11 protein-coding genes are annotated in these 12191 nt (G+C 39.3%); 1 reads left to right on the top strand and 10 read right to left on the bottom strand.

What is annotated here, in order from left to right; all coding sequences use genetic code 11:
* Positions 1–12: 12 nt before the first annotated feature.
* The 6 genes from ACEN4I_RS05310 to ACEN4I_RS05285 form a co-directional block, all read right to left on the bottom strand.
* Entirely contained in the window at positions 13–1320 is a 1308-nt protein-coding gene (locus ACEN4I_RS05310; RefSeq protein WP_407096695.1) for an MBL fold metallo-hydrolase, read from the bottom strand.
* Between the two features lie 10 nt (positions 1321–1330).
* Positions 1331–2653, bottom strand: a complete 1323-nt coding sequence (locus ACEN4I_RS05305) for an ABC transporter substrate-binding protein (protein ID WP_407102278.1) — start codon at positions 2651–2653, stop codon at positions 1331–1333.
* Between the two features lie 40 nt (positions 2654–2693).
* The gene (locus tag ACEN4I_RS05300; protein WP_407096693.1) at positions 2694–3515 is read right to left on the bottom strand and encodes a carbohydrate ABC transporter permease; all 822 of its coding nucleotides are present in this window, start codon (positions 3513–3515) and stop codon (positions 2694–2696) included.
* 16 nt (positions 3516–3531) lie between these two features.
* Positions 3532–4422 carry a carbohydrate ABC transporter permease gene (locus tag ACEN4I_RS05295; protein WP_407096692.1) on the bottom strand — a complete coding sequence of 297 codons (891 nt, stop codon included), beginning with the start codon at positions 4420–4422 and terminating at the stop codon, positions 3532–3534.
* Positions 4419–5447, bottom strand: coding sequence for an ABC transporter ATP-binding protein (locus ACEN4I_RS05290; protein ID WP_407096743.1), 1029 nt, complete (start codon positions 5445–5447; stop codon positions 4419–4421). The genes ACEN4I_RS05295 and ACEN4I_RS05290 overlap by 4 nt, the downstream gene beginning before the upstream one ends.
* A gap of 357 nt (positions 5448–5804) precedes the next feature.
* The gene (locus ACEN4I_RS05285; RefSeq protein ID WP_407096691.1) at positions 5805–6614 is read right to left on the bottom strand and encodes a hypothetical protein; all 810 of its coding nucleotides are present in this window, start codon (positions 6612–6614) and stop codon (positions 5805–5807) included.
* 235 nt (positions 6615–6849) lie between these two features.
* Between ACEN4I_RS05285 and mscL the strand changes: the two genes are divergently transcribed.
* Positions 6850–7257: a large conductance mechanosensitive channel protein MscL gene (mscL, locus tag ACEN4I_RS05280; RefSeq protein WP_407096690.1), complete on the top strand. Its 408-nt coding sequence runs from the start codon at positions 6850–6852 to the stop codon at positions 7255–7257.
* A 52-nt stretch (positions 7258–7309) separates the two neighbouring features.
* On the opposite strand, the gene adhE is transcribed toward mscL, so the two are convergent.
* The 4 genes from adhE to ACEN4I_RS05260 form a co-directional block, all read right to left on the bottom strand.
* Positions 7310–9907 (bottom strand): bifunctional acetaldehyde-CoA/alcohol dehydrogenase, encoded by a 2598-nt coding sequence (gene adhE / locus ACEN4I_RS05275; RefSeq protein ID WP_407096689.1) that lies wholly within the window; start codon positions 9905–9907, stop codon positions 7310–7312.
* Positions 9908–10181: 274 nt separating this feature from the next.
* On the bottom strand, positions 10182–11063 hold the full coding sequence (gene rsmI, locus ACEN4I_RS05270) for a 16S rRNA (cytidine(1402)-2'-O)-methyltransferase (RefSeq protein WP_407096688.1): 882 nt from the start codon (positions 11061–11063) through the stop codon (positions 10182–10184).
* On the bottom strand, positions 11041–11388 hold the full coding sequence (locus tag ACEN4I_RS05265; RefSeq protein WP_407096742.1) for a GIY-YIG nuclease family protein: 348 nt from the start codon (positions 11386–11388) through the stop codon (positions 11041–11043). The genes rsmI and ACEN4I_RS05265 overlap by 23 nt, the downstream gene beginning before the upstream one ends.
* Positions 11384–12142, bottom strand: coding sequence for a tRNA1(Val) (adenine(37)-N6)-methyltransferase (locus ACEN4I_RS05260; RefSeq protein ID WP_407096687.1), 759 nt, complete (start codon positions 12140–12142; stop codon positions 11384–11386). The genes ACEN4I_RS05265 and ACEN4I_RS05260 overlap by 5 nt, the downstream gene beginning before the upstream one ends.
* Positions 12143–12191 lie beyond the last annotated feature (49 nt).

The raw sequence follows: 12191 nt of genomic DNA, 5'->3' as shown, positions 1-12191 counted from the left end.
GATGCATTATGGTTAGTCCTGTTCAATTTCACTCGCAGAATAAACTACTCCTTTTTCTGCTAATAAAGAAGGCACTCCTTCTGCAATAAATCTTCGGTGCATTTTTTCTGGTTCAAATGTATGCCAAGGTATTGTGTGTTTGGCGTGCACTTTTTGGGCAATACCGATCAAGTCTCCTTGAGCCGCATGTCCACTGGTGCTAAATGGCAGAAACTCAAACTGATTGGCAGCTAATTTGTCCAATAAAACGGCATAGTTGTTGTCGTAATCACCAAGGGGTTCGCCATTGCTGTGAGCATAAATACCTTTATCAAATGCCGATACTGCCTCTATATTTTTAAAGCTGTTTTGCAACACATACTGTTCCGGATGTTGCTGCACTTCGGCTAAAGAAATCCACTTTGTACCAGACTGTTCTTGAAGATCCGTTGCTGATTCCGTCAAGACTGTCCATGTTTCATTTGGATAGAAAGTGTTCATTAACTGAGCATAAGATTCCTCAAACACAAAGGTGCGACCGCATTCTTCTGTTGCTAGAGAAACATTTCGTAATCGATCCACATTCCGAATATACGGATTGTAAAAGATGATTTGATCGATTGTGGATTGGAGCAATTGCTTCCAGTTTTCTACTAACCCTTTTTCTGAATCGAAACCAGATTCTTTTGAACTTTCAAAACTAAACGTGGTCCCTTCCAGCAACAATACATCAGGATGCCACTCTGCAGCCTCTTGCACCCATTTTTCAACGCGTTCCGGATAATACCCTGTCAAACGCACGTCGCCTGAATGAATTAATTTCAATCCTGGCGCTTCAATAAAAAAGGCGCAAGCTCCTATCGTATCGTGATCGGTCAATTTAGGTTGGACTTGAATATCACCAATCTGAATTTTTTCGTCATCGCTAAAAGTAATGCGTTCCACATGACTCTTATCTTCTTCTCCTACTGCTACTAATGTCTGGTACAATTTGTCTGTTTCTTCTGAAAGATAAACTTTCGTTGTAGCGGGCAAGTATTTCAATAATCCCATGTGATCCAAATGCAAGTGAGAAATAAAAATTGCTGTTTCCAGTGAACTGTCTTCAATTGAAGACAGTTTTATCGTTTGAAATGCTGAAGTATCATATAATTCAGGAATAGCAGGCATAAAACCATGTTTGATCAAATATTCCATTTCACTAAGCCCATCGGTATTTTCAATCCCTTTTCCAATACCCGTTAGTCCAAAATCACAGATAACTCGCGCTGTTTCTGTCTGTATTTCAACAATATTTCCGCCAATTGTATTCAGACCATTCCAAATCTGAAATGTCGTCATTCAATCGCTCCTATTTGTTTTCGTCTAATAGTGCTTGAGTAGATTCTTCTAGTTGAGTCAATGATACTTGAATATCTGTATCATTTACCAATACACCATCTAGCGTTTCCAATAGATTATTGCGGTATTCTCCAGAACCTACAAATGAAGGAGAAGACATCCCATATTCTAATTCTAAGTTAGCTGCTTGTGCACGAGGGTTTTCTTCTAAATATGTTTTGTATTCTTCCACTTCTAATGCTGAACGGCGAATTGGCACATAACCCGTTTCAATTGCCCATGTAGCTGTATTTTCAGGTTCTAATAAGAAAGCCATGAAAGCAATCGCAGCTTGTTGTTCTTCTTCTGTTGCAGATGAGAATACGCCTAAGTCATTTCCTGCAAATAAAGTCAATTGAGTATCGTTGTAAGCAGGAAGTTCAGCTGTGCTCCAGTTGATGCCATTTTCTTCAGCAACAGGAACTACGTGAGCTAAACCAGCACTTGAACCAATGTATAGAGCACTCTCTCCGCGGCCAAATGGACCAGAGAAGAATCCATCTTCACCTGCTGTACGAGCATATCCTTGATCAATCAAGTCCATTAAAAGTGTTAAAGCTTCGACACTTTCTTCGCCGCCGATATCAGTAGTCAACGTTTCGCCATTGATAAATTCTGCATCGTTTTGACGAGCCAATGTTTCGTACTCCATTTCATATGAATTTTCAAGACCAAGAGCTACCGCATCGTCTCCAGCAGCTACCATTTGTTCTCCTAGAGCGGATACTTCTTCCCAAGTTGTTGGGACTTCAACGCCATATTCGTCTAGAATATCTTGATTGAAATACATTACCCGAGTTGATTTGGAGAAAGGCATGGCATATAGTTCTTCATTGTATGTTGAACTGCTTAAGAATCCTTCATAAATATCGTCCATCGCTTCTTGAGTAAAGCCAGTGTCGCTAACAAGTATATCTGTTAAAGGAACCAATAAATTGTTGTCCGCTAAATCTGGAACATCCCCTGGAGTCAATTGAGCCATTGTTGGTAAATCGCCAGAAACGCCAGATGCCATGATTTTTTGTTGCAGTGTATCGTAATCGCCTTGGTTTTGTTCTTCAACCACGTATTGATCTTGTGATTCATTAAACGCATCCGTCAATTTCGTGATGGTTTCTTGGTGAGGTCCATTCATCGCATGCCAAAACGTGATTTCAACAGTTTCGCCTGTTGCATCTGCTGAACTGTTTTCTTCCGTTGTTGCCGTTTCCCCTTCACCAGCTCCACAAGCTCCCAATACAAACGCACTCATTAATGTAACTGCTCCTGCCAACAACTTTTTAGACTTTTTCATTTCTTCTTTCTCTCCCTTATATGTATATTTTTTTGGGCTTTTACCCTTTTAACCCACTCTTAGATATCCCAGCAATAATCTGTTTTTGAAGAAAAACATAAATGATGACCATTGGGATAATAACGATTGTTGAAGCCGCCATTAACAGCTCAAAGCGTGTTCCTGCTTCGGTTGTGAAAGCTTGCAATCCAACAGGTAATGTCCGAAGCTCGGTGTCATTGGTCACAATCAACGGCCACATAAATGAATTCCAGCTGCCGATAATTTTTAAAATCGCAATCGCTACAATTGAAGATTTTCCTAAAGGCACCATGATGGACCATAAAAAACGGAAGTCACTGGAGCCATCCACTTTTGCAGCGTAATACAACTCATTCGGTACGCCTTGAAAAGTCTGACGTAATGCAAACACAGAAAAGATACTTGCCAGCCAAGGAACAATCAGTGCGGCATACGTGTTGATCAAATCAAATCGGGACAAGGTTACAAAGTTCGGAATAATCAACAATTCTCCCGGCACCATCATAGTCGCAATTAAAATCGTAAAGAGGATATTTTTTCCATAAAACTCCATCTTCGCAAAAGCAAAGGCCGCTAAAATCGTCGTGATCAGTTCACCGGCTGTCGAAAGCACCGTCACCAAAACACTGTTTAAGAAATACCGTCCAAAGGGTGCTGCGTTCCAAGCCTCAATATAATTTTCAAATTTAGGCTCATCCGGAATCCATACTGGCGGCATCTGCATCGTTTCGCCGGCAGATTTGATAGACGTTGACAACATCCATACAAAAGGAATCAACATCGTAATGGCACCAAGCGTTAGTAAAATATATAAAATGGATTTTTGTACTTTTTCACTCATTTAGCCAATTCCTTTCTTAATAATGGACAAATTTGCGATTGTAAGCTAACTGCAGAACAGTCACAAGTAAAATAATAACGAATAAGACTACTCCCGCTGCTGCCGCTTCACCGTAATTGTATTCGGTATAAAATTTTTCATATAAATAGTACACCACTGTCAACGCAGAATTCCCTGGACCAGGTCGGCCTTGGAACATCGCATAAACTTCATCAAACACTTTAAAATTATTGATGAACCCCGTAACAGTTACTAAAAACGTTGTCGGACTCAACAATGGAATTGTAATGTTTAAAAATCGTTGCCACGGACTTGCACCGTCAATCTTAGCCGCTGAATAATAACTCTCATCAATATTGTTCAACCCCACTAAAAAGAGGATGATGTTAAAGCCTAATCCTTTCCAAACGGACATAATAATCAATCCCAGTAAAGCATAATCAGGATCCGTCAGCCAATTGACTGGATCAATGCCAAACCAGCCTAAAAAGTAATTCATCAATCCAAAACGCGTATGGTAAATCCAGTTCCAAACCAATGAAATCGCCACTGTACTGGTTACAAAAGGCAAGAAATAGATGGTTCTGAAAAAACTGGACAACAGTTTTATCTTGTTCAGCATCAACGCGATAAATAACGATAATGCGATCGATACAGGAACGACTCCCAATACAAAAATGAAGGTGTTTTTTAGGGCAATATGAAAATTAGGGTCTTGGAAAATCTCCACGAAGTTTCCGATACCATATTCGTTGACGATATCCTGGAAAAAATTGTAATCCGTATAAAAGCTCATCGCCAAAGATTTAAAAATCGGGTAAATATTGAATGTCAGCATAACGATCAACATGGGGGCTAAGTACATATAGGCTTTTAAAGAGCTTTTCCAAGTTGGTTTCTGGATCATTGAGCAACCTCCTCCTCCATCAGCAACGCTTGCCCTGCAGCATCAAAGTAAAGGACATCCTTTGCGTCAATCGTCAGATGAAGGGTCTCACCGATTTGAAATTCCCCTGTTATATTATTGGCAACAATAGCCAGTCCATCTTGGATTAATTTGATCGATGTGTCTTTCCCGATCCGCTCGATATGAGTGACTTCTCCCGTGTAAAAAGCTTTAGTAGGATCTATTGTTTGGACGATGTTTTCAGGGCGAACACCGATTTTCTTCACTTGCTGCTGGATCATTTCAGGAAGTTCCAACGTAGAAAGGTTGATCCGCGAATCATCTGCATCAAATGTATTGATGGCTGGATTCCCTAAAAATTCCGCTACAAATAAATTACTTGGGTGCTCGTAAAGTTTTTGCGGCTCGCTGATTTGTTGAATGTGTCCTTCATTTAATACCATCACATGATCTGAGATGCTCAACGCTTCTTCTTGATCATGAGTCACAAAAATAGTGGTAACATTAGTTTCTTGCTGGATACGGCGAATCTCTTCGCGCATCTCGATTCGCAAACGGGCATCTAAATTGGATAACGGTTCATCCATCAATAAAATATCCGGCTCTTTTGCTAGCGCTCGGGCAATGGCAACTCGCTGCTGCTGTCCACCTGAAAGTTGCTTAGGTTTCTTATGTATGTGGTCTTCGATCTGTACAAGCTTGGCTAATTCCAGTGCACGTTCTTTCCGTTGCTTTTTAGGCATCTTTACCATTTTCAACGGGAACATAATATTTTCTAGAACAGACAAATGAGGGTACAAGGCGTAATTTTGAAAAACCATGCCCACTTTTCTTTTTACAGCATCTTGCTTGGTGACCTCTTTCTCATTGAAAAATATTTTCCCTTTCGTAGGAAAGGTTAATCCTGATATCAACATCAAAGTCGTTGATTTTCCACAGCCGCTTGGTCCTAATATAGAAACCAGCGAATGTTCGGGAATAACAAAATTCAGATCATGCAATACTTCTTTGTCTCCATAATCCATAGCAATTTCTTCAAAATGAACTTGCACACTTTTCACCTCTTATTTTTTCTTTACTGCTTTCCTATCCAAAAACATTGTAACAAACCAGAATGGATTTGGATACATAAATTTAATGTAAAGTTCGTGATTTAACAAGTTCGTTTGTTTTGTTTTTGTAAACATATTGCTTAAAATGTGCATTTGTTGTATATTGTAGTACTGGAGGCTTTATCTATAAAGCAAGTATATAGGTTTAATAACTATAAATCGTTCGTGTTTAACCGAGATGTATTTGGATTACTCACAGAAGATTTCACACAATAGAAAAAGGGCTGCCTCTTTTATGAGACAACCCCTTTTCTATCGTGCCTATTCATTTTATTGAGGATCAACTACCTCGTATTCACCCGTCATCGGGTCCATTTTCTTAACTTGTTCATTAGACATTGTGAACTCGAACATACCGACCATATTGGACAGTTCTACTCCATCTACTTCGTGAGAGTTGCGAATCTCGACTTGATAAGTATCATCATCTAATTTTGAAGTAAAGAATTGATTATTTTCTGGAGAGATTCCAGTTTGTGCAATGACTTGTTCTAAAACAAAAACCTCTTCTTCTTCAGGAGTTAACGCTGTTTCAACACTTTCTGACTCTTCTGTTTCAGTACTCTCACTGCTGCTTTCGGATTGAGTGGCTTCTGGTTGACTTGCTTCTTGTTCTTTACTTGCCAACCAAGTTTTAATTTCTTCATCAGAAGCTTCTAGAATATCATTTCCTGTAGCAGCCGCGTATTCTTGACTGATCAATACAGAATTTCGTTCATCTTTATAAACAGAATTTTCAACTAACTCATAAGTAGGTTCTTCTTTCATCGTTTCAACTTGTGCACTGCTGATTTTATCTCTTAAGTCTTGGGCTTTCGCTTCTAAATCAGCATATTCAGAAAGATCATTTTGCAACAATAAATCAATCGTCCCGCCGGCTTCACTATATTTTCCAGATTCAAACAGAACCACACTGTCATCGTACATATTTTGATAGACTTCTTCTGATTGAGTGACTTCAACACTCGATTGGCTGTCTGCAGAGCTTGCGTTGCTTGCGCTACCTCCCCCATTTCCACATGCTCCAATAACCAGTGTACTTAGAAAAAGAACTGCTGTTGCAACTTTTTTGTTTCTCATGATATAGCCTCCTTGTTTCCATTATTTTAAAGCTAATACATTGGTAAACACAATTCATCAGCTTAGACACTCAGTGTTTATTCCTTTACAGAAGCAAACTCTGAATCCCTTGATTCAATTATATAATAATAAAACTAAATTACTATTAAAATTTGCTATCCCTTTCTATAAACATTCTTCTTGTGAATACAATTCATCTAATACTATAATGAATAAAGCAAGGAGGTGGAACAATATGAAAAATTTTATACAAGAGTTTAAAGAATTTGCTTTTAGAGGGAATGTTCTGGACTTAGCAATTGGGGTCGTTATCGGTTCAGCTTTTACAGGAATCGTGACTTCACTTGTGGACAACATTATCAGCCCCGTGGTTGGTGCTCTTACCGGCGGATCTGATTTATCGAACCTTTCTTTCACGATTGTTGGAGTAGAACTTACTTACGGAGCTTTTATCAGTTCAGTGATCGACTTTTTGATTATTGCATTTGTTATCTTTCTATTTGTGAAAGTCATCAATAATGCCCAAGGCAAATTCATGAAACAGGTTGAGGAAGAAGAGATAGAGGTGGAAGTACCTCCTTCTGAGCAATATTTAAAAGAAATCCGTGACTTGCTGGCCAAGGATAAAGGCACTTCTATCTAATGAACAAAATCAAAAGACACTTCACTCAAAATAGAGAGAAGTGTCTTTTAGCTTAACCTTTATAAGTAGCGTATAAAATTTCTTTCAACTCTGCAATCAATGGTTCTTTTGGATTAGCTGTCGTACATTGATCCTCAAAGGCTAATTCTGCTAATCTGTCTGCCGCTTGATCCAGTTGTTTTTTTGTAACTCCTTGCTCTTTCATACTCATCTGAATATTCAGTTTTTTCCCTAATTCGTAGATTTTTTGAATCAAAGCTTCTACCAATTCAGCTGTCGTTTCTCCTTTTAACCCAAGGTAACGAGCAATTTCAGCATAATCTTCATCTGCTCGGAAATACTCGTACTTCGGAAACAATTGATGTTTTGAAGGAGCTTTAGCATTGTAGCGAATTACATGGGGCATCAAGATTGCATTCGCTCTGCCATGTGGAATCTCAAATTCAGCTCCAATTTTATGTGCTAAAGAATGATTGATCCCTAAGAAGGCATTTGCAAAAGCCATCCCTGCTAAAGTAGAAGCATTGTGCATTTTTTCGCGGGCCTCTTCAGTAGCAAAAGCATAGGATTCTTCCAAATATTCAAAAACCAGTTTGATAGCTTGTAAACTAAGGCCTTTTGTATAATCGCTTGCCATAACAGAAACATAGGATTCTATTGCATGAGTCAATACGTCCATCCCAGTATCTGCCGTAATGGATTTAGGCACTGTCATCACGAATTGAGCATCAATGATGGCCACATCTGGTGTCAACGCATAATCAGCCAGCGGGTACTTCACATTGATCGCGTTATCTGTAATAACGGTAAACGGAGTTACTTCTGAACCAGTTCCTGATGTGGTAGGGATAGCAACAAATTGTGTTTTTTTCAAATCTGGAATCTTGTACGCTCTCTTACGAATGTCTAAGAATTTTTGTTTTGCACCATCAAAATCAGATTCTGGTTGTTCATAGAATAACCACATTCCTTTAGCCGCATCCATAGCCGATCCACCACCTAAGGCAATGATTGTATCCGGTTGGAATTCTCGCATAGCTGCTGTTCCGCGATTGACCGTTTCAATAGACGGATTGGGTTCCACATCTGAGAAGATGCGCACAGCTACTGGATTTGAACGTTTCTTCAATTCATTTTCTACAATATCTGCATATCCAAATTGCACCATACCAGGATCACACACTACAAATACACGATTCACATTCGGCATTTTTTGCAAGTATTGGACCGAATTTTTTTCAAAGAAAATTTTTGGCGGTAATTTGAACCATTGCATGTTGTTTCTTCTTTTTGCTACTGTTTTGACATTCAGCAAATTCACTGCAGAAACGTTTGTTGACACGGAATTTCGCCCATGACTACCGCATCCTAAGGTTAGAGATGGCAGCATGTTGTTGTAAATATCCCCGATGCCCCCTTGCGCAGTAGGTGAATTGACAATCACACGACCGGCCTTCATTTGTTCTCCAAATTCTGCTGCTAGATCCATACGATTGGTATGGATGGCTGCAGAATGCCCAAGTCCGCCAAGTTCCAACATTTGTTGGCTTAATTCAAATCCCTGTGCTGTATCGTTCGCTTTCAGCATAGCTAATACAGGAGATAGTTTTTCTCTTGATAATGGATATTCACTGCCCACTCCATCTAATTCCGCCACCAATATTTTAGTGCCCTTTGGTGCTTTCAGACCAGCAAGTTTTGCGATGGTGTCTGCCGATTGACCAACGATAGCTGGGTTTACCGCTGTTTTGTCTTTATTCATCACGGTATTTTCCAGTAAAGCCAACTCTTTTTTAGGCACAATATATACTTGTAGACGTTCGAATTCTGCTTTTACTTCATCATAGATCTCTTGATCCACGATTACCGCTTGTTCAGAAGCACAAATCATTCCATTATCAAATGTTTTCGACAGAATAATGTCGTTTACAGCCCGCTTGATTTTAGCTGTTTTTTCAATGTAGCTTGGTACGTTTCCAGGACCTACACCAAGTGCCGGTTTTCCTGTAGAATAAGCCGCTTTTACCATTCCTGATCCCCCAGTAGCCAGTACAACCGCAATATCATGGTGATTCATCAGCGTATTCGTGGCTTCTAACGAGGGTGTCTCGATCCATTGAATAATATTCTTTGGTGCCCCTGCTTTTACCGCAGCTTCATACAATACTCTAGCCGCTTCAGCGGATGATTTTTGAGCACTTGGATGAAAAGCAAAAATAATCGGATTCCTTGTTTTTACAGCAATCATGGCTTTAAACATCGTTGTAGAAGTTGGATTAGTTACCGGAGTTACTCCGCACACTACTCCGACCGGACTTGCAATCGTCATTAACCCGGCTTGTTCATCATCCTGAATGACGCCAACTGTTTTATCATTTTTGATATCATGCCAAATGGATTCTGTTGCAAACATATTTTTCACACATTTGTCTTCATAAACGCCACGTTTAGTTTCTTCCACGGCTAATTTAGCCAAGCGCATATGGTCATTCAGTCCAGCCAACGACATTTGATGGACAATGTAATCAATTTTTTCTTGATTAAAGTCTTCCAACTCTGTCAACGCTTTTTTAGCTTTAGTTGTGTACCCTTGAATAACATCCTCAACGGAAACTTCTTTTGTTTTAAATTCTCTTAGCACTTCTTGCATATTCCTATTCCTCCAAACTTTGTTATCTATTTCACATATGATATTACCTCATTTTTTTTAGAAAGTAAATCATTTTATGTGATTAAATTCGCTTATTTTAAACTTCTATTTTCGAACTAAAAAATGTTATAACAGGATCGACGAATAATTAGTACAGTTGTTTTGTTAATAATTGAGCATATATGGTCTGTATTTTTTCTCTAAGTGCTTTTAAAATTAAACAAAAAAATCCATTTAATTAGACAGAAAATTAAATGGATTTTTTGCTCTTCTTTTAATTTATCTCATGATAGTGTGAATAAACTTCCTGCTTTTTCATAGCGCGTATTTTAGCCACTTCTTTAATAGCCTCTTTACTGCGCAGGCGTTGTTCCTCCATGACTTGTGTAACATGCTCTCTGACTGTCCATTTTTGCCAACTCATATCTTCTTCCGGACACAAGGAGCTTTCGCTGTTTCCTTCAACAATCACACAAAATTCTCCACGAATCTCTGTGTTTTGCGCCCATTCCTGAACTTCTTCTATCGTCCCTCGAATAAATTCTTCGTACCGCTTCGTCAACTCACGACATAAAACGATCTTTCTAGTTTCGCCTAATACCGTGCTCATATTCTTCAGCACTTCTTTCAACCGGTGCGGGGATTCATACAAGATGAACGTTTCCGGCCGCAAATTCAATTCTTCTAGCGCTTCTACTTGATCTTTCTTTTTACGCGGCAAAAAACCGTAAAAATAAAATGGTTGTGGACTCAAACCTGAAGCGATCAATGCTGTCAGAGCTGCATTTGCTCCAGGAAGTGGCACGACCGAAATACCTGCTTCAATACAAGCTACTACTAAATCATGTCCAGGGTCGCTAATAGAAGGCATGCCCGCATCACTTACTTGAGCGATATCCTGTCCGTCTTCCAACCGATCGATCAATTGGCCGATCCGTTCTTGGGAATTGTGTTCATGAAAACTGATTTGACTCGTATGGACATCAAAATGATTCAATAATTTTTGCGTATTTCGCGTATCTTCTGATGCAATCAAATCGACTTCTTTTAAAAGACGGATCGCCCGAAACGTCATATCTTCTAAATTCCCTATCGGAGTAGGAACGAGATACAATGTCCCAGTGGATTGCGGCTCAAAACTCTTTTGCTGAAACATCTGCTGTTTCCTCCTTAGTGTTTAACATTTCCATATTCACCACACATGCTGAATCTGCGGAAAGAGGAAATTCAACTCCTTGTTGCATCAAGTACTGTATTTTTCGTTTGCGCGTTTGCTGTTTAAACGCATATTCTGCCTTAGTGGCTTCGCTTCTTGTAGCAAATGCTTCCGCATAGACCATATGCACCGGACGCCTTTTAACAGGTTTGGTGTATTTGGCCCCAGTGCCAGAATTATGTTCCTCTTCACGCCGTTTTAATTCTGTGGTATAGCCGCCATAAAAGGTGCCGTCATTGCAATACAAGACATAGAAATAACTAATGGTGTTCTTTTCCAAATAACATAGCACTCACTTCCGGTAAATAATGGTTCTCTTCATCATAAACAATCAATGGAGGCAGCACGCGGAATCCCGTATCTTTTCCATCTTTGATACCTTCGATCAAAATTGTATTGGCTTCTTTCCCAATTTTTGGATAAACAAACCGCAATTTTTTAGGCGCCAAGCGATGAGCTTTCATTGTTTCTAAAATCTCCAACAATCGGTCTGGGCGATGGACAAAATAAGCTTTTCCATTCATTTTCAATAATCCGCTAGTCACTTTCATCACTTCGTCTAAATTCGTATGTAATTCATGACGCGCAATAGCCAAATGCTGGTTCGGATTACGAGTGCTTTTTTCGGTAGCTGCAAAATAAGGCGGATTACAAGTCACTACGTCTACAGAATCATGTTTGATCCAATTTGCAGCATCTCCTATTGCCCCATTAATAATGGACACCTTTGTTTCCAACTGATTCATCTGAATACTTCTTTCAGCCATGTTTGCTAAACGTTTTTGCAATTCGATTCCAATGATCGGGCTTTTCGTCTTTTGACTTAAGATCAGTCCAATAACTCCATTCCCCGCACATAAATCGACAACTTTTCCTTTATGATGCTTTGGAACTTGAGCAAAATCAGCTAATAAAATAGCATCCAGTGAAAAAGAAAATACAGAAGGACTTTGGATAATATCCAAGTCTTGACTGATAATTCGATCTACTCGTTCGTCACTTTGTAGCAACTGGTCCATGCACGTCACACATCCTTCATTCAGTATACTTTTTTTATTATAGCATAAT

It is taken from the genome of Desemzia sp. FAM 23990 (assembly GCF_045528485.1).
Classification (GTDB): Bacteria; Bacillota; Bacilli; order Lactobacillales; family Carnobacteriaceae; genus Desemzia.
This window is presented reverse-complemented; position numbering and strand designations above follow the sequence as displayed.